Origin of the sequence: Eubacterium sp. An11 (assembly GCF_002161065.1) — a bacterium.
In the GTDB taxonomy this organism is placed as follows: domain Bacteria; phylum Bacillota; class Clostridia; order Lachnospirales; family Lachnospiraceae; genus Anaerobutyricum; species Anaerobutyricum faecale.
Genome location: NZ_NFLV01000040.1, coordinates 1 through 21,321, shown reverse-complemented (window position 1 = coordinate 21,321; position 21,321 = coordinate 1). Strand labels below are relative to the sequence as shown.

The 21,321-nt window shown below is 48.4% G+C and carries 20 protein-coding genes and 2 pseudogenes; 19 read left to right on the top strand and 3 right to left on the bottom strand.

Annotated elements, in window-relative coordinates; all coding sequences use genetic code 11:
• Nucleotides 1-231 precede the first annotated feature (231 nt).
• Nucleotides 232-594, top strand: coding sequence for a PadR family transcriptional regulator (locus B5E53_RS17215; protein WP_087317258.1), 363 nt, complete (start codon nt 232-234; stop codon nt 592-594).
• Here B5E53_RS17215 and B5E53_RS17210 read toward each other — a convergent pair.
• Nucleotides 591-1,358: a DeoR/GlpR family DNA-binding transcription regulator gene (locus B5E53_RS17210; RefSeq protein WP_087317249.1), complete on the bottom strand. Its 768-nt coding sequence runs from the start codon at nt 1,356-1,358 to the stop codon at nt 591-593. The two genes, B5E53_RS17215 and B5E53_RS17210, sit on opposite strands and share 4 nt — an antisense overlap.
• 599 nt (nt 1,359-1,957) lie before the next feature.
• Between B5E53_RS17210 and B5E53_RS17205 the strand changes: the two genes are divergently transcribed.
• From B5E53_RS17205 to B5E53_RS17185, 5 genes are all read left to right on the top strand, one after another.
• On the top strand, nt 1,958-3,475 hold the full coding sequence (locus tag B5E53_RS17205; RefSeq protein ID WP_087317247.1) for a DUF1538 domain-containing protein: 1,518 nt from the start codon (nt 1,958-1,960) through the stop codon (nt 3,473-3,475).
• Entirely contained in the window at nt 3,472-4,212 is a 741-nt protein-coding gene (locus B5E53_RS17200; RefSeq protein ID WP_087317245.1) for a hypothetical protein, read from the top strand. Before B5E53_RS17205 ends, B5E53_RS17200 begins: the two co-directional genes overlap by 4 nt.
• Before the next feature lie 108 nt (nt 4,213-4,320).
• Nucleotides 4,321-5,916, top strand: coding sequence for a peptide chain release factor 3 (locus B5E53_RS17195; protein ID WP_087317243.1), 1,596 nt, complete (start codon nt 4,321-4,323; stop codon nt 5,914-5,916).
• A gap of 94 nt (nt 5,917-6,010) precedes the next feature.
• On the top strand, nt 6,011-6,991 hold the full coding sequence (locus B5E53_RS17190) for a nucleoside hydrolase (RefSeq protein ID WP_087317241.1): 981 nt from the start codon (nt 6,011-6,013) through the stop codon (nt 6,989-6,991).
• Nucleotides 6,992-7,230: 239 nt separating this feature from the next.
• Nucleotides 7,231-7,767: an isochorismatase family cysteine hydrolase gene (locus B5E53_RS17185; protein WP_087317239.1), complete on the top strand. Its 537-nt coding sequence runs from the start codon at nt 7,231-7,233 to the stop codon at nt 7,765-7,767.
• On the opposite strand, the gene B5E53_RS17180 is transcribed toward B5E53_RS17185, so the two are convergent.
• Entirely contained in the window at nt 7,764-8,459 is a 696-nt protein-coding gene (locus B5E53_RS17180; RefSeq protein WP_343215680.1) for an HD domain-containing protein, read from the bottom strand. The two genes, B5E53_RS17185 and B5E53_RS17180, sit on opposite strands and share 4 nt — an antisense overlap.
• Before the next feature lie 305 nt (nt 8,460-8,764).
• Here B5E53_RS17180 and B5E53_RS17175 point away from each other — a divergent pair, with 305 nt between their 5' ends.
• The 13 genes and pseudogenes from B5E53_RS17175 to B5E53_RS17115 all read left to right on the top strand — a co-directional run bounded on the left by B5E53_RS17175 (nt 8,765) and on the right by B5E53_RS17115 (nt 20,834).
• Nucleotides 8,765-9,880 (top strand): double-cubane-cluster-containing anaerobic reductase, encoded by a 1,116-nt coding sequence (locus B5E53_RS17175; RefSeq protein WP_087317237.1) that lies wholly within the window; start codon nt 8,765-8,767, stop codon nt 9,878-9,880.
• Between the two features lie 15 nt (nt 9,881-9,895).
• Nucleotides 9,896-10,351 (top strand): annotated as a pseudogene (locus B5E53_RS17170) (acyl-CoA dehydratase activase); the annotation flags it as partial.
• Between the two features lie 313 nt (nt 10,352-10,664).
• On the top strand, nt 10,665-11,294 hold the full coding sequence (locus B5E53_RS17165; RefSeq protein WP_162611961.1) for a GTP pyrophosphokinase: 630 nt from the start codon (nt 10,665-10,667) through the stop codon (nt 11,292-11,294).
• Nucleotides 11,295-11,659: 365 nt separating this feature from the next.
• Nucleotides 11,660-12,595 (top strand): substrate-binding domain-containing protein, encoded by a 936-nt coding sequence (locus tag B5E53_RS17160; RefSeq protein WP_087317231.1) that lies wholly within the window; start codon nt 11,660-11,662, stop codon nt 12,593-12,595.
• A gap of 24 nt (nt 12,596-12,619) precedes the next feature.
• Entirely contained in the window at nt 12,620-13,474 is an 855-nt protein-coding gene (gene pstC, locus B5E53_RS17155) for a phosphate ABC transporter permease subunit PstC (protein ID WP_087317229.1), read from the top strand.
• Nucleotides 13,475-13,540: 66 nt separating this feature from the next.
• Entirely contained in the window at nt 13,541-14,398 is an 858-nt protein-coding gene (gene pstA, locus B5E53_RS17150; RefSeq protein WP_242963810.1) for a phosphate ABC transporter permease PstA, read from the top strand.
• A 41-nt stretch (nt 14,399-14,439) separates the two neighbouring features.
• Nucleotides 14,440-15,180, top strand: a complete 741-nt coding sequence (gene pstB, locus B5E53_RS17145) for a phosphate ABC transporter ATP-binding protein PstB (protein ID WP_087317253.1) — start codon at nt 14,440-14,442, stop codon at nt 15,178-15,180.
• 2 nt (nt 15,181-15,182) lie between these two features.
• A complete protein-coding gene (phoU, locus tag B5E53_RS17140) occupies nt 15,183-15,824 on the top strand; it encodes a phosphate signaling complex protein PhoU (protein WP_087317225.1) in 642 nt (213 codons plus the stop codon).
• Between the two features lie 216 nt (nt 15,825-16,040).
• Nucleotides 16,041-16,712, top strand: a complete 672-nt coding sequence (locus B5E53_RS17135; protein ID WP_087317223.1) for a response regulator transcription factor — start codon at nt 16,041-16,043, stop codon at nt 16,710-16,712.
• Nucleotides 16,713-16,717: 5 nt separating this feature from the next.
• Complete coding sequence (locus B5E53_RS17130) at nt 16,718-18,034, top strand: ATP-binding protein (RefSeq protein WP_087317221.1); 1,317 nt, start codon at nt 16,718-16,720, stop codon at nt 18,032-18,034.
• A gap of 303 nt (nt 18,035-18,337) precedes the next feature.
• Entirely contained in the window at nt 18,338-19,195 is an 858-nt protein-coding gene (locus B5E53_RS17125) for a transporter substrate-binding domain-containing protein (RefSeq protein WP_343215679.1), read from the top strand.
• Nucleotides 19,196-19,284: 89 nt separating this feature from the next.
• Entirely contained in the window at nt 19,285-20,088 is an 804-nt protein-coding gene (locus B5E53_RS17120) for an amino acid ABC transporter permease (RefSeq protein WP_242963809.1), read from the top strand.
• On the top strand, nt 20,088-20,834 hold the full coding sequence (locus tag B5E53_RS17115) for an amino acid ABC transporter ATP-binding protein (RefSeq protein WP_087317217.1): 747 nt from the start codon (nt 20,088-20,090) through the stop codon (nt 20,832-20,834). Before B5E53_RS17120 ends, B5E53_RS17115 begins: the two co-directional genes overlap by 1 nt.
• A gap of 299 nt (nt 20,835-21,133) precedes the next feature.
• On the opposite strand, the pseudogene B5E53_RS19865 reads toward B5E53_RS17115, so the two are convergent.
• Nucleotides 21,134-21,321, bottom strand: a pseudogene (locus B5E53_RS19865) (hypothetical protein); the annotation flags it as partial.

Sequence of the window (21,321 nt, the reverse complement as noted above, 5' to 3'; positions counted from 1 at the left end):
AGTAAGACCAAAACCGTCACCCTTCATTGCAGTGCTTCCGGTAAATTGTCATGATTGTTCCATATCTTGTTGCTATGTTTCTGTCAGCCCGGATGTGGTTCAGGTTGGGAATCTGCATTCTGCCCGGAGAAAAATTATGGTATAGGAATTCTGGCGGGATTGCCTGTAATAAAAAAATATTGATTTTCCCGCATAGGTGCTATAAAGTAAATGACGGAAGGATATATATACATGGCAAATAGGAATTCATTTAAAAAAGGAACAATTGAATTATTACTATTATCGATTCTCCGGGTGGAAGATTGTTATGGATATCAGATCACCCAGAAGATCAAGGAACAGTCGGAGGGAGCCATCACTGTGACAGAAGGGGCGTTGTACCCGATTCTTTATAAGCTGTCTGACAAAGGATATGTGAGTGATTATAAGAAGCTGGTGGGAAAACGGCTGACGAGGGTCTATTATCATCTGGAGAAGGCGGGCAGCGAGTACCTGGATTCTCTTCTCGAAGATTATTTTAAAGTGCAGGAAGGGGTTCGGAAGGTGCTGACCGCCAATCAGGTGGAGCCTGCACAGGAAGACGGGCAGTTTTAAATCACCGCTATCCCGTGAAGCTCCATATATTCCCGATATTCTTCAGGAAAATGAGTGTCCACGATGAAGCCGCCCACATCGGAGAGGTCGATCATCTTGAAAGGGGCGTTCTGGTTCATCTTGCTGGAATCGGAGACGATGTAGCGCTGCCGGGAGGCGGCGACCATGGCCTTGTTGCCGGCGATTTCCTCGAAGTTCGGGTGGCAGATGCCTTTGCTCAAATTGACGGCGGAAACGCCGCAGAAACATTTGTCAATGGTGAAGGAGCGGATGAAATCCGCTGCCTCGGTACCGATGACGGAACCGGATTTGGAACGGAGTTTGCCGCCGGGGATGTAGACGTCCACGCCGTCCAGAAGTAGTGCTTTGGAGGCGATGTGTACATTTAAGGTAATGATGTTCAGTGGTTTTTTGTCTTCGATATAATCGAGGATGTATTCCACAGTGCTGCCGGAATTTAATCCGATGGTCTCGCCGGGCTCGATGAGGGCGGCGGCTTTTTTGGCTACCAGCTGTTTTTCTTCGTAGTTTTTGCTGCGCTTGATCTGCATGTTGATCTCCGGCACCGCTGGAGTGGTAATCTGGTGTTTCAGGATGGCGCCGCCGTAGACGATATCGATGTCCCATTTCTGCGCCAGGGCCTTTAAGTCCCGGCGGATGGTTTCCTCATGGACTCCTAGTTCCTGACTCAGTTCAGATACTTTGACGGAACCTTTCTCATATAGCTGATCTAAAATAATTCTCTGTCTGTCTGCGCTTAACACAATAATCCTCCATAATCAACATTTTTTTAATCATATCATAAAAAACAGAGAAACAGCATAAAAAATCTTTTCTTTCTGTTACAAAAATACCGAAAGCAGTAAGAAAATATAGTCTAAATCGTAGAAATATCGACAGACACATTTGGGTGATTACACGATACAATAGAGAAGTGATGAAACTGTAATGTGTGGCTTGAAGAAAGTGAGGTAGGTCTTATGAAATTGCTTTTAAAGATTGTGGCGGGAGCCTCTGTGATAGGATTGGTTGCGTATTGTGTAAAGACATTTATGAAAGAGGACGAGCCGGAAATCTATTATTAATAGTCTGACAGCGGCATCCGGAATGGAATATCATCCGGGTGCCTTTCTTATTTAATTTTCGAAAGAATTTACAAAAATAAAAAAGAAAAGGAAAGGTTTACAAAAAACATACTAAAATGGTAGAATAAATATGATTGCAGCCCGTAAACCCCCTGGATGTGCAGCGGGACGTCATCCCATCGGCAGATGTTTGTGTGTGAAGGCATCAAATCGAAGGCGGGGAATCGGACGTTGTCCGGACATCCAATCGAGAGAAGGGAGGAAGGCATACTTTTGTTATGAATGAAAAGTTAAAAGAAAAAATCAGAGAATCTTTGTCGAGTGTATTGCCAATAACAATCATTGTACTATTTTTGAGCGTGGCGCTGGTCCCCATGGAGATCGGGACCCTGGCCCTGTTTCTGGCAGGAGCGGTACTTTTGATCGTGGGCATGGGGTTCTTTCAGTTAGGAGCCGAAATGTCAATGACCCCGCTGGGTCAGGGGGTCGGCGGTAAGCTGGTGAAAGGAAGCCGGCTGCCTGTGATTGTTGTGGTATGTTTTCTGATGGGAGCGATTATTACGATTTCTGAGCCGGACCTGCAGGTACTGGCCAATCAGGTGGCTTCCATTCCCAATAACGTGTTAATCTGGACAGTCGCTGTGGGCGTCGGTATCTTTCTCGCCGCAGCGGTGCTTCGTATTTTGTTTCAGGTCAGTCTTTCCAGACTGCTGATGATTCTGTACGTTCTGTTATTTATTTTATCGTTTTTTTCTCCATCTGAATTTACTGCGGTGGCCTTTGACGCCGGCGGCGTTACCACAGGTCCCATGACAGTTCCGTTTATCATGGCGGTCGGTATCGGTTTATCTGCGGCCCGAAGTGATAAAGAAGGTGAGGGAGACAGTTTCGGACTGATTGCCCTCTGCAGTATCGGACCGATCATGATGGTTCTTCTGCTGGGAATCTTCTATCATCCGACGGAGGCAGTGTATACCGCGGTGGAAATCACGTCGGTCGTTACCACGAGAGATGTGGTTTACCAGTTTGTGGAAGCATTTCCGGACTATACAAATGAGGTGATTCGTAGTATGCTTCCAGTAATAGGCGTGCTGGTGGTATTTCAGATATTGACGAAGAATTACAGAAAAAGACAGCTGCTGCGTATGGCCATCGGTTTTGTCTATACCATTGTGGGGCTGATCCTGTTTCTGACCGGAGTAAATATTGGATTTGCCCCGGTTGGTAATCTTCTTGGAACTGGTTTGTCAGGAAGCTCGTTTAAATGGATCCTGGTTCCCATTGGAATCATCATCGGTTACTATATTGTAAAGGCGGAGCCGGCGGTGCAGGTGCTCAACGAGCAGGTGGAGGATCTCACCGGAGGAGCGGTTTCCCGGGGAATGATGAATATAGCGCTGTCCATTGGCGTGGCCGGTGCGGTGGCATTGGCCATGGTGCGGGTGCTGACAGGGATCAATATCTACTGGGTGATCATTCCGGGTTATATTATCGCTCTGGTGCTCAGCAGGTTTGTGCCGAAGGTCTTTGTCGGTATCGCCTTTGACTCCGGCGGCGTTGCCAGCGGTCCCATGACTTCAACCTTTTTGCTGCCTCTGGCTATGGGTGCCAGCACGGCCATCGGAGGAAATGTGGTGACGGACGCCTTTGGAATTGTCGCTCTGGTTGCCCTGGCGCCGCTTATTGCCGTGCAGCTGATGGGCGTGATTTATGAGCATAAGTCGAAAACCGTGCCGGTATTGCCGGGAGATTTATCGGATGATATTGTTGTAGAGTTTGAGGAGGACAAAGAATGAGTATGTTACAGGAAGGCGGACATTTTTTCCCGCGTATGCTGATTTCTGTCACGGATGTGAAAGATGGGAAGAAGCTGGAAAAAATATTGGATGAGCTGCATTTGCCGATTTTTTATCAGTGCCGGGGCAAGGGTACGGCTCCTTCTGAGATCATGGATATATTCGGACTGGGAGGTTCCACCCGTCTGGTTACCCTTGCTGTTCTTCCGAAAGACAAAGTGCAGGAAGTATTTTCCCACATGAATGACCATATGTACTATAAACGTAAAGGCGGAGGTATCGCCGTCAGCCTGCCGGTGACAGGACTTCAGAACTGCGTGATCAAAGTACTGGACAAAGAGGCGGGAGATGCCGCAATAGAAAAAATAAGAGAGAAGGTGAGGAAGGATATGAGCGAGGTACATCAAAAAGCGAAATATACAATGATATGGGTTTCTGTGGCGGGCGGCTACAGTGATGATGTGATCGATGTGGCCAGGGATGCCGGAGCCAGAGGTGGAACTGTCATGAAAGGAAGAAGACGGAGTTCCGAGCGGGCCAGCCAGCATCTGGGCATCGCCATGCAGGATGAGCAGGAATTCGTCATGATCATTGTTCCAACAGAAAAGAAACAGGAAGTGATGGCAGCCATCATCAATTCCTGTGGACTGCGCACACCGGCCCACGGTATCCTCGTATCTATACCGATTGACGAGGCCATCGGACTGGAAGAGCAGAAAAATGGCAGAATAGATTGATTTTTTAGAAAAAGCAGATATAATTAGGAATGTGCTGTTTCTGCCGATTAGGGGGAACGCCGGAAACGGTGTTCCTTTTTTGATGTATATAAAGAAAGGAAATCTGCCATGAATAAAGCAATTACAGACGAAATAAAGAAACGACGGACCTTTGCCATCATTTCCCACCCGGATGCCGGAAAGACGACGCTGACAGAGAAGTTCCTCCTGTACGGCGGCGCCATCAACCAGGCCGGCTCCGTCAAGGGAAAGGCCACGGCAAAGCACGCTGTGTCCGACTGGATGGATATTGAGAAGGAGAGGGGTATCTCGGTGACTTCCTCGGTGCTGCAGTTTGAGTACGGCGGCTGCTGTATCAACATTTTGGATACACCGGGCCATCAGGATTTCTCCGAGGATACTTACCGGACGCTGATGGCGGCGGATTCCGCCGTCATGGTCATCGACGCTTCCAAGGGTGTGGAGGCCCAGACCAGGAAACTGTTCAAGGTCTGCGCTATGCGTCATATCCCGATTTTTACATTTATCAATAAAATGGACCGGGAGGCTAGGGATACCTTCGACCTGCTGGATGAGATCGAGAAAGAGCTGGGAATCCCGACCTGTCCGGTCAACTGGCCGATCGGTTCCGGCAAACAGTTTGCCGGCGTCTATGACCGGGAGAAAAAGGTCATCGACCTGTTTGAGGATACCATGAAGGGAACCCGTATGGGAACCATGAAAGAGGTGGCTTTGGATGCGCCGGAAGTGACTTCCTATGTGACGGAAGACGCCCTGGCACAGCTTTCCGAGGAGATTGAGCTTTTAGACGGTGCCAGCGCGGAGTTTGATCAGAGCGAGGTGGACGCGGGCCGGCTGTCTCCGGTGTTCTTCGGTTCTGCCCTCATGAACTTTGGCGTGGAGACCTTCTTAAATTATTTCCTTGCCATGACAACGCCGCCGCTGCCGAGAATGTCCGACCAGGGACTCATCGATCCGGCAGAGGAAGAAGAATTTTCTGCCTTCGTCTTTAAGATCCAGGCCAATATGAATAAGGCCCACCGGGACCGTATCGCCTTCATGCGTATCTGTTCCGGCAAGTTTGTGGCGGGTATGGATGCGTTCCACGTTCAGGGCGGCAAAAAGGTCCGTCTGGCGCAGCCGCAGCAGATGATGGCCAGCGAGCGTAAGATGATCGAGGAGGCCTATGCCGGAGATATCATCGGTATCTTCGATCCGGGTATTTTCTCCATCGGAGACACTCTGACCACTTCGGATAAAAAGTTTGCCTATGAAGGCATCCCGACCTTTGCGCCGGAGCATTTTGCCAGAGTGCGTCAGGTCAACACCATGAAGAGAAAACAGTTTATCAAGGGAATCAATCAGATTGCCCAGGAGGGCGCTATCCAGATCTTCCAGGAGTTCAATACCGGTATGGAAGAGATTATCGTCGGCGTGGTGGGTACTCTGCAGTTCGATGTGCTCAAATACCGCCTGAATCACGAGTATAATGTGGAGATCATCATGGAAGGCCTTCCGTATGAATATATCCGCTGGATTGAAAATCCGGATATCGATCTGGATAAGATCCGGGGAACTTCCGATATGAAGAAGATTAAAGACCTGAAAGGACGTCCGCTGCTGTTGTTTGTCAACAGCTGGAGCATTGGCATGACTCTTGAGAGAAACGAAGGGCTGGAACTGGCGGAATTCGGACGGTCGTAAAATACGAGACAGTGTACATTTTCCCGGAAAATGATAGAATAAGAACAGAGAATCCATATGAAGATTTGTATGGTAAAGATGGAGGGATGCACCGATGAAACAAAGAAACATCTGGATAGACTGTGATCCGGGTATTGATGACGCCGTGGCTCTTGCCATGGCGGCGGCCAGCCGGGATCAGTTAAATATCCTTGGTATTTCCACAGTGGCCGGCAATCAGATCAGTGACCGGGTGACCGGAAATGCGCTGAAGCTGGCGTCATTTCTTGGCATGGAAGATGTGCCTGTGGTGCGGGGCGCCCGCGGTCCGCTGGTGCGTCCGGTGGAGCCGGCCGGAGATGTTCACGGCAGCACCGGTCTTGGGGACTGCCAATTGCCGGCGGCCACAAAACAGACGGCCTCAGAGAGCGGGATCTTCTACATGTACACCCGCATCATGGAGCTGCCGGCCGGTGAGCAGGTCACCCTGGTGCCCACGGGGCCTTTGACCAATATCGCTCTTCTTCTTGGGACGTTTCCGGAAGTGCGGCAGCGGATAGAACAGATCGTGCTCATGGGCGGTTCTTCTTCGGGGGGAAATGTGACGCCGGCGGCGGAGTTTAATATCTGGGCGGATCCGGAGGCGGCGCATATGGTTTTTGGGGCCGGAGTGCCGATCGTCATGTGCGGGCTGGATGTGACTTTGAAAAGCGGGTTGGACGGTGCGCAGATTGAGAAACTCTGTCAAAGTGACCGGAAAGTGGAACAGGCCTGCGGCCAGATGCTTTCCTTCTATTTGAATACCACCAGACACGAAGGAGAGGAGAATATGGTAGCCATCCACGATGCGGTGACCATTCTCTTTCTCACTGATCCGGATCTGTTTTCCGGAAAAAATGCAGCAGTGCAGGTGGACTGCTCCTGGGGTGAAAACCGAGGGAGAACGATCTGTGCGGAATGTCCTGACGCCGGTGTTGTCGGTACAGGAGATGCCGCTGAGGACTTGTCTCTGTCGGCGTCGGTTTACCTGCTGGATCAGGTAAATCTGCCGGAATTTCAGCGGGTGCTGTTGTCAAAGCTGGCAAGCCTCGGATAAAAAAGAACCGCCGTCCGGGATACTAGATCCGGGACAGCGGTTCCACAACAAAAGAGAGAAAAGTATGAAAAAATTTATGAGTCCAAAACGTTTTCCGTTTTGTGATTTATAGTATACAGAGAGTATATGAACAGACTGTGAACTCTAAATCAAAATTTCGTGAAGGATTTCTGAAGAAAATCTGACGGGACGGTTTTCTGACGGATCGGCGTAAAGTTTTTGGAGACAGGAGGTTGCTTATGAAAGAAAATGTATTGATTGTCATTGACATGCAGAAGGATTTTGTGGACGGTGCTTTGGGCACTGCAGAGGCACAGGCCATTTTGCCGGCGGTGGAGGAGAAGGTAAAGAACTGGCCGGGACAGGTCATCTTCACAAAGGACACCCACGAGGCGGATTATCTTTCCACCCAGGAGGGGCGTCTGCTGCCGGTGGAACACTGCATCAAAGGCAGTGACGGCTGGCAGCTGGCCGGGAATCTGGAACAGATGCGGCAGGAAAATGACTGGCCGGTCTGTGAAAAACCGGCCTTTGGTTCCATGGAGCTGATGGAAATGATGCAGGACATGCACAGGGAACATCCGATCAGGAGGATTGAGTGTATCGGCCTGTGTACGGATATCTGCGTGGTCTCCAACGCGCTGATCCTGAAAGCGGCTCTGCCGGAAGTGCCGGTTTACGTGGACCCTTCCTGCTGTGCAGGCACCACACCGGAGAACCACCGGGCCGCCCTCACCACCATGGCCTGCTGTCAGGTGCTGCCGGTGGAGAATTAATCATCCGGAGTGATCTTTCCGGCGGCCAGGTTCGGCAGAATAAAATTATTATAGGCGTAATCCCACAGCTGGGAGGAACCCTTGTCCGTTTCTTTGTTGCGGTTTAAGATCTGCGACAGACGGATGCCGTGTTCCTCCCAGCTTTTTCCGTGGGTGGAAGCGTTTAGCATCAGCGGCTGGATGTGATCCATGGCCCGGGCAAACCGGGCTTCCGGCGTGTCCCCTTCGTCGAATTCTTCCCACCAGGAGCGCAGGCGGCTGCCCTGATCTTCCGGCAGTATGCCGAAAAGACGGTCGGCGGCGGCTGTCTCCCGGGCCTTCTGGGTTTTCTTTCCCTCTTCATCGTAGGCGTAGGTATCTCCGGCGTAGATCTCCACCAGATCATGAATCAGCAGCATACCCATAGTCTTTAAAACGTCGATCTCCTGATTGGAGTATTCGCTGAGCAGCAGGGTCATGACGGCCATATGCCAGGCGTGTTCCGCATCGTTTTCTTTCCGTTCTCCGTCGGATAAGTAGGTCTGCCTTCCGATGAACTTTTCTTTGTCGATTTCCAGGCAGAAAGCCATCTGACGGCGGAGACGCTCCGCGGAGCCGCCGGAAGTGTTGGTTTCCTGCCCTGGTAAATAATCAGTCTTTGTTAAATCAGTCTTTTGCTTATCGGTTGGTGTGTTCTGTGTTTTGTTGTCCATAAGAAATCCTTCCTTCAATAAAATGTAGATATGATCAAAAATATATGTTCCTTTGTATAATTCAAGCATCGGCTTCATAATAATGAAAGCATCAGCTTCATTATGATGAAAGTATCAGATTTATTATATAAGAAAATATCGCATTTATGAAGCTGTTTTTTATTTTATAGGAAACTGCGTTTCTATAAAATAAAAAACGCTCCGCGAGGATCGCACTGCGGCGGATTGGAAGATGTCGCTGAAGCGACCCGCCGCAGGCGGAGAATCCTGCAAAGCAGGAGTCTTTCTTAGACGGTTAATCGGAGATTTTTGAAGACTTTGCCGAGGGAAGGAAACAGGCATTTTTAAATGTAAAGAAGATTAAAGACGCGGACAAGCCGGTCATCGGAATCTTTTGTACATATTTTCTGCAGGAACTGGCGGTGGCTATGGATGCGGCGGTGGTATCGCTGTGCGCCACATCCGATGAGACCATTCCGGCGGCGGAACAGGATCTGCCAAAGAACCTCTGTCCATTGATCAAATCCAGCTACGGTTTCGGGAAGACAGACAAATGTCCATTTTTCTTCTTCTCAGACTTGGTAGTGGGGGAGACCACCTGCGATGGAAAGAAGAAAATGTATGAATATATGGGCGAGTTCAAGCCGGTGCACGTGATGGAACTGCCCAACTGTCCGACGGAGGAAGGCGTCGCCATGTACCGGAAGGAGATCATCCGCATGAAAGAAAAGCTGGAAGAGACCTTCGGCGTGACCATCACAGAGGAGGATATCCGCCGGGGCATCCGGGTGAAGAATGCGGAGAGAAGCGCTCTGAAGCGGCTGTATTCCGTCATGAAGGCAGACCCGGCTCCGATTTCCGGCATGGATCTGCTGAATACGCTGATAGGCACCACCTTTAATTTTAACCGGGAGGAGATTCCGGCACAGATGGACGCCCTCATTGAAAAAATCAAGGCGGAGGGAGGGGCACGGCAGAAACAGCCGAGGATCCTCATCACCGGCTGTCCTATGGGCGGCGCCACCATGAAAGTGGTGCAGGCGGTGGAAGACAACGGCGGAGTTGTGGTCTGTTATGAGAACTGCAGCGGCGTAAAATCCATGGAAGAAAATGTGGATGAGAGTCTGCCGGATGTATATGAGGCGCTGGCGAGAAAATATGTGAACATCGGCTGTTCTGTGATGACCCCAAATGATAACCGGATCAGACTGCTGGATCGCCTGATCGATGAATACCAGGTGGACGGTGTCATCGATATGGAATTGCAGGCCTGCCATACCTACGCGGTGGAGAGTCTCCGGATCAAGAGATTTGTCAACGGGGAGAAAAAGATTCCATATATGAGTCTGGAGACGGATTATTCCCAGTCGGATGTGGGACAGCTTTCCACAAGGATCGCTGCGTTTATCGAAATGTTATAAAAAGACGGGGGAAAGATGTATTACATTGGTATTGATATCGGCTCCACAGCCTCTAAAGTCTGGGTGCTGGGAGAAAAAGAATTATATTTTGTCTGGCCAACAGGATGGAGCAGTAAGGAGACGGCGCTTAAAATAAAAGAATATCTGTTGGAACAGGGAATTGATGTGGAGGCGGAAAACGCCACGGTGGTTGCCACCGGTTACGGCCGGGTGGCGGTGGACTATGCGGATAAGGTGGTCACGGAGATCACCTGTCACGGAAGAGGCGGCCGGGAGCTCTTTGGCGGCGACTGCTTTATTGTGGATGTGGGAGGTCAGGATACGAAGGTTATCGTCATTGAAAATGGTGCGGTGACCGATTTTCTGATGAATGATAAATGTTCCGCCGGAACTGGAAAGTTTCTGGAAGTGATGGCGAACCGTCTGGGCGTGACGCTGGAAGAACTGTTTCTTCTGGCGGAGCAGGGAGAAGCTGGGAGCAGAGATCACGCCCCGGGAAAAGGGACGTTATGCAGGCGCCCTCGGAGCCGCTCTGATCGGTAAAGAAAAGGGGAGAAAACGATGATTTTCTTTGCTCAAAATTTACGGAAAATTTCCATATATATTGAATAGATTTTACATTTTTTGTATATACTTAATCCATCCAATGGCAGTTTCCGGCGGTATTTTGTGAAAAAACAACAGCACAGAATATAAAATAGTAGAAAACATACAAAGGCCCGGCGCCGCCGCCGGAGAAGGGACGCCGGGCCGGAAGCAGAAACTGAGAGGAGGAATGCATTTTTTGAAGGAAAACTCTTTTGAACAGAAGAAAAGAAAGCTGGAACAGGAGCTGAACGAAAGTGGACTGAAAGCGGTTTATGCGGAAGTGATCTGGGATATCATCCCGGAGATCAATGAAGTCAGCCGGCGCATTTCTGCGGAGTGCGGACGGCAGGTGATGGATAATATCAGCTGGAGAATCAAGACGCCGGAGAGCATCGCCTGTAAATTGAGAAGGAAACACAGGGAAATTACCCTGGACTGTGCATTGGAGACATTGAATGATATGGCCGGTATCCGGGTGGTGTGTCCGTTTCAGGATGATGTGTACCGGATGGCAAAGGCAATCCGCAAGATCAGAAGTCTGAAAGTGATCAAGGTAAAAAATTACATTTCCCATCCCAAATCCAGCGGTTATCGGAGCATCCATGTGATCGGAGAGGTGCTTCATAATGAAGAAACGGTGCGGGTGGAGATCCAGGTCCGGTCTGTGGCCATGAATTACTGGGCAATCCTGGACCATCAGCTGTTCTATAAAAATGAAAAGAAAGATACGGAGAAGCTTCGCAGAGAGCTTAAGGCCTGCGCCATTGACATTGCGGAGATTGACAAGCGCTTTTTGAAGCTTCGCAAACAGATTGAGAAATTATGAGAATCCGAGAGATCACGTCCCGGCGGGGATGGGAAATCCGGATTCTTTTTACGTTATAGAAAAAGTATGGCAGGAATCTTTGCGAAACTTATGCGGAGGGAAACAGGGCGGGCAAAATGATTTTATGCATAAAGATACATTTCCAGGGGAAAATGTGAAGTAAAGAAAAAAGCGGTTATTGTTTTAGAAAAAGTACAAAAGTGTAGAGAATGTAAAATGTTATACAAAAACTTTTCATAGATTTTACATAAGTCAGGTTTTGGACTTTACAAAAGGGTAATAATCTATGGGGGTAGCAAAGGTAAGGCTTTGAAAAACAAAAAAAGCAAAATATTTCATTAAAAGAGAAGAAAGGAAATTTCATTATGAGAAAGTTTTTAGGTACAGCATTAGTAGTAGCATTATCTGCAGCATGTTTAGCAGGCTGCGGCGGTAACAGCGGAAGCGACGGAAGCACAGGCAGCGGAAGCGCAGGCAACGGTGGAGCAATCACCGTATTATCCAGAGAAGACGGATCAGGAACAAGAGGAGCTTTCATCGAGCTGTTCGGAATCGAGCAGGAAAATGAGAGCGGAGAAAAAGTTGATATGACAACCGTAGACGCCAGCATCACCAACAGCACAGCGGTTATGATGTCCTCCGTAGCAAACGATACCAATGCGATCGGATACATTTCTCTTGGTTCTTTAAATGATACTGTAAAAGCAGTAAACATCGACGGTGCCGCAGCATCTGTGGAAAACGTTGAGAATGGTTCATACAAAGTGGTAAGACCTTTTAACATTGTAGTAAAAGAAGGACAGACAAACCCGGCAGTGACAGACTTCACAAATTACATCATGAGCTCCGAGGGACAGGCAGTTGTTGAAGAAAACGGATACATTCCTGTGGGAGATGCAGCAGCATATACTGCAGATCCGGCAGCAGAAGGAAACATCGTTGTGGGCGGTTCTTCTTCCGTATCCCCTGTTATGGAAGCGATCATCGAAGCTTACGGCGAAGCAAATCCAAACGTGAGCGTTGAGCTTCAGACAACAGACAGCACAACAGGCGTTTCTTCCACAGTAGAAGGAAGCTACGATATCGGTATGGCATCCAGAGAGATCAAAGACGAGGAGCTGGCACAGGGCGTAACACCTACCACGATCGCACAGGATGGTATCGCAGTCATCGTAAACAACGAAAACAGTGTGACAGATTTAACATCTGACCAGGTTAAGAGCATCTTCACAGGTGAGACCACAGACTGGGCAGACATTACTTCCAGCACAGCAGCTGAAGCAACAACAGCAGCACAGTAAGATAAATTAAGGAGTGAATGACACATGGCAAAATATAAAGAAAAAACAATGGAAGTTGTCTTCCTCCTTGCCGCCTGTGTCTCTATCCTTGCTGTCGCATTGATTTGCGTATTCTTATTTGCAAATGGTGTTCCGGCTATGAAGGAAATCGGCTTTGCCGATTTCCTTTTAGGAAGAGAGTGGAGACCGGGAAATGACATATATGGTATTTTCCCGATGATTCTCGGCAGTATTTATGTAACGGCAGGAGCAATTATTATCGGAGTGCCGATCGGCCTCCTCACAGCAGTATTTCTGGCAAGGTATTGTCCGGCTGGAATGTATAAAGTGGTAAAACCGGGTGTGGAACTTCTGGCAGGTATTCCATCCGTTGTCTACGGTTTCTTTGGTATGGTGGTTATCGTACCGTTTATCAGAAATAATTTCGGCGGAAGCGGAAGCAGTATTCTGGCGGCGTCTATTCTCCTTGGTATGATGATTCTTCCTACCATTATCAGTCAGTCCGAGGCGTCCATTCGGGCCGTGCCGGAAAGTTATTATGAAGGTTCGCTGGCATTGGGAGCAACCCATGAGAGAAGCGTGTTCTGCGCGATCTTACCGGCAGCAAAATCCGGTATCCTCGCGGGTATCATCCTTGGTGTCGGACGTGCGATCGGTGAAACTATGGCGGTGATCATGGTAGCCGGAAACCAGGCGAGAATGCCGCAGGGTATTTTCCAGGGTATCCGTACAATGACTGCCAACATCGTTATTGAGATGGGATATGCGGAGGGACTTCACAGAGAGGCTCTGATTGCCACAGGTGTTGTGCTTTTCGTCTTTGTCCTTCTTATCAACCTGGCATTTTCTGTTGTGAAAATGCGTGGAGAAAGGAATTAAATCATGGCAGTATTAGACAATGTCGAAGAAAATGTAAATGAAGTTGTGCCGGAAAAAATTGATGCCATGAACCGTCAGACACTGAAAGACCGTATTGCTTCTTATAAGAGAACTCCGGGTTCTTTTATAGTGATGCTTCTGGTATTACTGGCAGCGGCGATCACGATCATTGCCCTCGTCTATCTTTTAGTTTATATTTTGGTGAACGGTGTTCCGTATCTGAATGCGGATCTGTTTTCATGGACATATACCTCAGAAAATGTATCTGTGGTACCGGCTATCATTAATACAGTGATTATGGCTCTTATTTCTCTCCTTTTTGCCATTCCTTTTGGAATCGGTTCTGCCATTTATCTGGTGGAATATGCAAAAAAAGGAAATAAACTTGTAAAGGTGGTGCGTGTTACCGCCGAGACACTGACAGGTATCCCGTCAATCGTATATGGTCTGTTCGGTATGCTTTTCTTTGTAACCGCCCTGCACTGGAGATTTTCCATTCTGGCAGGTGCCTGCACACTGGCGATCATGGTCCTTCCGGTTATATTAAGAACCACAGAGGAAGCGCTGATGGCGGTTCCGGATTCCTTCCGGGAAGGAAGTTTCGGTCTTGGCGCCGGAAAACTTCGTACGATCTTTAAGATCATTCTGCCGTCTGCCGTACCGGGAATTCTTTCCGGTGTGATCCTTTCCGTGGGAAGAATTGTCGGCGAGACAGCTGCATTGATGTACACAGCGGGTACCGTGGCAGCGATTCCAAAGAATCTCTTTTCCTCAGGAAGAACCCTGGCCGTACACATGTACGTGCTGGCCAGTGAAGGTCTTCATGTGGATCAGGCTTACGCGACGGCCGTTGTATTACTTATACTTGTTATTTTGATAAATGCGTTATCCTCATTCCTGGCGAAGAAGATTCAGAAGGTATAACGTAGAAATTTGGAAGGAGTGGAACTTTGAGCACTGCAAAAATGGCGATTGAAGGTCTGGATTTATATTACGGCCAGTTTCATGCGTTAAAAGATATGAACCTGGATATCTACGCCAATGAGATCACGGCGTTTATCGGACCATCAGGATGCGGAAAATCTACATTATTAAAATCATTAAACAGAATGAATGATCTGGTGGAGGGATGTAAAATTACCGGTAAGGTAACCCTTGATGATACAGATATTTACAGAGACCTTGATGTAAACCTTTTAAGAAAAAGAGTCGGAATGGTATTCCAGAAACCGAATCCGTTCCCAATGAGCGTCTATGATAATATCGCTTACGGACCGAGAACCCATGGTATCCGTTCCAAAGCAAAACTGGATGCCATCGTGGAGGATTCTCTCCGCAAAGCAGCTATCTGGGATGAGTTGAAAGACAGATTAAAAAAGAGCGCTCTGGGATTATCCGGCGGACAGCAGCAGAGACTTTGTATTGCCCGTGCGCTGGCCGTTCAGCCGGAAGTGCTTCTGATGGATGAGCCGACTTCAGCCCTGGACCCGATCTCAACCATCAAAATCGAAGAGCTGGCCATGGAGCTGAAAAAAGATTACACTATCGTAATGGTCACACATAACATGCAGCAGGCAACCCGTGTTTCCGATAAGACCGTATTCTTCCTTCTGGGAGAGATCATTGAAACCGGAAAGACAGAAGAATTGTTCTCCATGCCTAAGGATAAGAGAACAGAGGACTATATTACAGGAAGGTTTGGTTGATTATGCGTATTCATTTTGACGAACAGCTGGAACAGCTGAATAAAGAAATTATCAATATGGGAACCCTGGTTGAGCAGGCCATCGGCATGGCCATTGAGGCCCTCATCAAACAGGATGTGAACAAGGCGCATGAAGCTATGGAGTCCGACGAAGAGATCGACGCCAAAGAAAAGACGATCGAGAATCTCTGTCTCCGTCTTCTTCTTCAGCAGCAGCCGGTGGCAAGAGATCTGCGTGTGATTTCCGCAGCTCTGAAAATGATCACCGACATGGAAAGAATCGGCGATCACGCCACAGATATTTCTGAGCTTGCCATTGTGTTATCTGATCTGCCTCACATTGAGCAGCTGACGCACATCGAGCGTATGGCAAAAGAGACCATGGTAATGCTGATCCAGGGACTGGAAGCTTACGTGGAAAGAAATTATGATAAGGCAGAGGAAGTAATTTCCCATGATGATATTATTGACAATCTGTTTGTTCAGGTAAAAGGGGAATTGATCGATATTATCCAGAAAGATTCCAACTGCGCCAACCAGGCGGCAGACCTGCTGATGGTTGCCAAGTATTTTGAGAGAATCGGCGACCATGCGACAAACATCGCGGAGTGGGCAATTTTTTCTATCACAGGAAAACACGAATAATTTTCCGGATTTCAGATGAAAGCCGGCAGATTCAGGCGAAATCACAGAAATATTATTGGGGACTGATGTGGCTGCGGTCATTCAGTCTTCTTCTGTTATTATCTTGTCATTGGGCTTTGAACAAGATATAATAAAAACAGCCTGCGGGCGGAAAAGCCCGCCGGACAGCATGCGACCGAAGTTGTCCGTAACCTGCAGCAAAAGAAGGATGAGATTATGGCAATAATTTATGTAGTGGAAGACGATACGAATATTCAGGAAATCGAGGCGATTGCATTAAAAAACAGCGGACATAAAGTATACACCTTTGATGATGCAGCGCATTTTTATAAAAAGATCAAAGAAAAGGTGCCGGATCTGGCGATTCTTGATGTGATGCTCCCGGATGAGGATGGCTATGAGATCGTAAAGAAGATCAGACAGAATCCGATCACCAAAAAGATGCCGGTCATCATGGTGACCGCAAAGACTTCAGAGATCGATATGGTCAGGGGCCTTGATATCGGGGCCGATGATTATATTAAGAAGCCTTTCTCCATCATTGAATTTATCACGAGAGTGAAGGCAGTCCTGCGCCGGACCGTGGAGCAGGCGGAGAATAAATTTCTGACCATCGGTGATGTTTTTCTGGATGATGAGCGCCATATGGCGTATTCCAAAAACGAGGCCGTGGAACTTACATATAAAGAATACGAACTTTTGAAGCTGCTCATGAGAAATGCGGGAATCGTTATGACGAGAGAGATGATCATGCAGCGTGTCTGGGATACAGAATTTGAAGGAGAGTCCAGAACTGTGGACATGCATATCAAGACCCTCCGGAAAAAACTCGGAGAAAACGGTGCGCATATCAAGACTGTCCGCAATGTGGGCTACGTGATGGAATAAGTGATATGAAAAGGAAAATTAATTTACAATTTATCGGTATATCTGTGCTGGCGATCGTGATCACGATGCTGGTCATGTTCCGCATTTTCTATGATGTGTACAGGGAGCAGGTGAAAGAGGACCTGGCGACGGTGGCGCATACTTTGAGCGACGCGAATATTTTTCAGGAAGACAATCAGACAGGGTATGCCTTTGATCCCTCCTATCTGCGTGTCACGTGGATTGGAGAGGACGGAAAGGTATTGTATGATAACAGTGCGGATGAACACAAAATGGAAAATCATGCGGAGAGACCGGAGGTCGTGGAAGCGTTTCGCAGTGGCTCCGGGGAGTCTGTCAGGGAATCAGAGACACTGAACCAGAGCACTTACTATTATGCGCTGCGGCTCTCTGACGGTTCTGTGCTCCGGGTGTCCAAAGATGAGGAGAATGTCTGGAGCATCGCCAACAATATGATTCCGGCCATTGCGGGCATGATGCTGTTTATGATCATCCTGTGCATCATTCTGGCGAGATTTTTTACCAGAAGCATCATTGCGCCGATCGAGGAGATGGCGGTGAACATTGATGACTACACGATCACACCGGCCTACAAAGAGCTGGTACCGTTTGCACAGCTCATAAGGAAACAGCATGCGGATATCCTGGGAGCTGCCAAGATGCGGCAGGATTTCACGGCAAATGTATCCCATGAGCTGAAGACGCCGCTGACAGCCATTTCCGGGTATGCGGAACTGATGGAAAATGGAATGGTGGGACAGGATGAGGTTGCCACTTTTTCCGCCAAGATCCGTCAGAACGTGGAACGGCTGCTCTCGCTGATCACTGATACCATCCGTCTCTCGGAGCTTGATAACGGGGCGGCGAGGGATACCATCATGGAGACTTTTGATCTGAATGAGCTGGCGGAGCGGTGCGTGGACAATCTGAAAATGTACGCCCGCAAACATGAGGTGACCATCGCCTGCATCGGGGTTTCCACCTGCGTGACAGGCAGCCGGGAGATGATCGGGGAACTCATTGATAATCTGTGCAATAACGCGATCCGTTATAACAACCAGAACGGAAATGTTCTGGTGGAAGTGGGAGCCAGAGAGGGGCACGCCTTTCTCAGGGTAAAAGATACGGGGATCGGCATACCGAAGGAACATCAGGAAAGAGTGTTTGAGCGTTTCTACCGGGTGGATAAGAGTCGTTCCAAACAGACGGGAGGCACCGGACTGGGGCTTGCCATCGTAAAACACATTGTGGCGCTCCACAACGCTTCTATTTCTCTGGAAAGCGAAGAGGGCAAGGGAACCGAGATTACGGTAACCTTCTAGAGCGCACAAAAAGGGATCCGGACCAGGGTCATTTGTCAGAAAAGTGATAAAACCGGAATCATGACAGCTTATTTTAATAAAGAGAAACATTTCAAAGGGGAAATTCTGAAAGGAATTTCTCTTTTTTTGCAGTTTTCTGTCGATTATCCTGCAAAAATATTTGCTTTGTGGGAAAGAATCTGGTAACATAGGGACGTGTATGTTCCTTGTCTGTCCGGCCGGTCCGGATATGACCGGGGAACATTGATGTAAATAGAAAGCAACATGAAGTTTTTATTTTTTTACGTAAGAAGGAGAATGGGTATGAAGAAGAAAATATTAAGCTTAGTTCTTGCAGCGACCATGGTCATCGGCCTGGCAGGCTGCGGTGGATCCGGCGACAATGCAGCAGAGTCCACAGGTGATAACGGCAAAAAAACACTGACGGTAGCCATGGAGTGTGGTTATGCACCGTACAACTGGACACAGTCCGATGATTCCAACGGCGCGGTGCCGATCAAGGACAGTAAAGATTATGCCTATGGTTATGACGTTATGATGGCTAAGAAGATTGCCGATGCGCTGGGATATAATCTGGAGATCGTAAAGCTTGACTGGGATTCTCTGGTTCCGGCGGTACAGTCCGGCAGTGTGGACTGTGTGATCGCAGGACAGTCTATCACATCAGAACGTCTGCAGATGGTAGATTTCAGTGAACCGTATTATTACGCATCCATCGTTACTCTGGTGAAGAAAGACGGCGCTTACGCCAATGCAAAAGGCGTGGCAGATCTGGCCGGAGCAACCTGTACTTCCCAGCTGGGAACTATCTGGTATGATATTTGTCTGCCGCAGATTCCGGACGCCAACATTCAGCCGGCTCAGGAATCCGCACCGGCTATGCTGGTGGCTCTTGAGAGCGGACGTACGGATGTGGTTGTTACCGATATGCCAACCGGTATGGCTGCACAGGTAGCTTATCCGGATTTCCAGCTGCTGGATTTCTCCGGCACTGACGATGATTTCCAGGTTTCCGACGAGGAGATCAACATCGGTATCTCTGTGCAGAAGGGTAACACAGAACTGTTAGACCAGATTAATTCTGTGCTGGACACCATGACCACAGACGATTACGACGCCATGATGCAGGAAGCTATTTCCGTTCAGCCGTTATCCGAGTAAAACTGGCGGAGCAGAGGTTTGTGAAGATATAAGAAGCATGATTGATTTTGCGTATCGGGGGCAGAAGATTTTGCCCCCATATGCTATGTATGAGAAAGGATGAAACAATGATTTCCGAGATGAACTTTCTGGAGAGAATCATTTATCTGCTCCAGAATTACGGTATGTCGTTTCTACAGGGAGCCGGTACCACGCTGGCCATTGCCATTGTCTCCACGATCATCGGATGTATCATCGGTTTTGCCGTGGGTATCGTGCAGACCATTCCGATCGATCCGAAGAGAGACGGCCTGCTGAAACGGATTTTGTTAAGAGTGGTAAAAGTAATTTTCAAGGCTTACGTGGAGATTTTCCGTGGAACGCCAATGATGGTGCAGGCCGTGTTTATCTATTACGGCGCATCCCAGGTATTTAATATCCATATGGGTATGTGGCAGGCAGCGTTTTTCGTTGTGTCCATCAACACAGGAGCTTACATGACGGAATCTGTCCGGGGCGGTATCATTTCCGTGGATCCGGGACAGATGGAAGGAGCGAAAGCCATCGGTATGACACATTTTCAGGCGATGGTGCATATCATTCTTCCGCAGGCTTTCCGGAACATTATTCCGCAGATCGGCAATAACTTTATCATCAATATCAAGGACTCCTCAGTGCTGTCCGTCATTGGTGTTGTGGATCTGTTCTTTGTACATAAGAGCGTATCCGGCGCACTTTACACCTACTTTGAGTCAGCCACCATCGTCATGTGCATTTATCTTGTTATGACGCTGATCTCCTCCCGCCTGCTGTTATTGTGGGAGAAGAAGCTGGATGGCGACGATAATTACGAACTGGTAGACACCATGGGTGTGGGAACACAGTTCGGTCAGGATGGAAAGGGGAGATTATAATGGACAACACAAATAATATTCTGGAGGTCTCCCACCTGATGAAGAGCTTCGGTTCCCATGAGGTGTTAAAGGACATTGATTTTACAGTGAAAAAGGGAGATGTCATCTCCATCATCGGAGCGTCCGGTTCCGGCAAGTCCACCATGCTCCGCTGTATCAACCTGCTGGAGAACCCGACCGGCGGAAGCATTTTCTATCACGGAGAGGATATCACCAATCCGAAGATGTCCGTTCCGGCATACCGGGAGAAAGTGGGTATGGTTTTCCAGAGCTTCAACCTGTTTAATAATCTGACGGTACTGGAAAATTGTATGATCGGTCCGGAAAAGGTGGCAAAGAAAGATAAGACCACAGCCAGAAATCTGGCCATGCAGTTCCTGGAAAAGGTAGGTATGGAGCAGTTTATCAACGCCAAACCGCGCCAGCTGTCCGGCGGTCAGAAACAGAGGGTAGCCATTGCCAGAGCGCTGGCCATGGAACCGGAAGTGCTGCTCTTTGATGAGCCGACCTCCGCTCTGGATCCGCAGATGGTGGGAGAGGTGTTAAATGTCATGAGCACTCTGGCGGAAGAAGGCATGACCATGCTCATCGTTACCCACGAGATGGCTTTTGCCAGAGATATTTCCAGCCATATTATTTTCATGGCCGACGGCGTTATCGAGGAGGAAGGCACCAGCGAAGAGATCTTTGGTAACCCGCAGAAAGAGAAGACAAAAGAGTTCCTGAGCCGTTTCAGAAATCTCTGATGTGATACAAGAAAGAATCCTGCAAAGCAGGATTCTCTGCCTGCGGCGGGTCGCGAAAGCGATATCTTCCTATCCGCCGCAGTGCGATCCTCGTGGAGCGTTTTTTATTTCATAGGAATGCAATTTCCTATGAAATAAAATAAAAAAGATACTGCCCGTCGGCAGTATCTTTTTTTGAAGAGAGAAAAGTATGAAAAAATCTATGACTATCAAAACAGCTTTCGTTGTTCTGATGGTGTTAGTATACACGATAATTGTATAGAATGTGTCAATTTTTTCTCACGAATTTCTGACGATTTTCATAAGAAGAATGAAAGAAATACGCTGATCGTATGAATTGCCATGCAGCAGATGATTCCCAGGGAAGCTGGAAGGAAGGCGGCAAGCGCCGTCCATTTCCAGCTTCCCGTTTCTTTTTTTATGGTCCAGAGCGTGGTGGAGCAGGGCCAGTGCATCAGAGAGAACAACATGGTGCAGAGGGCGGTGG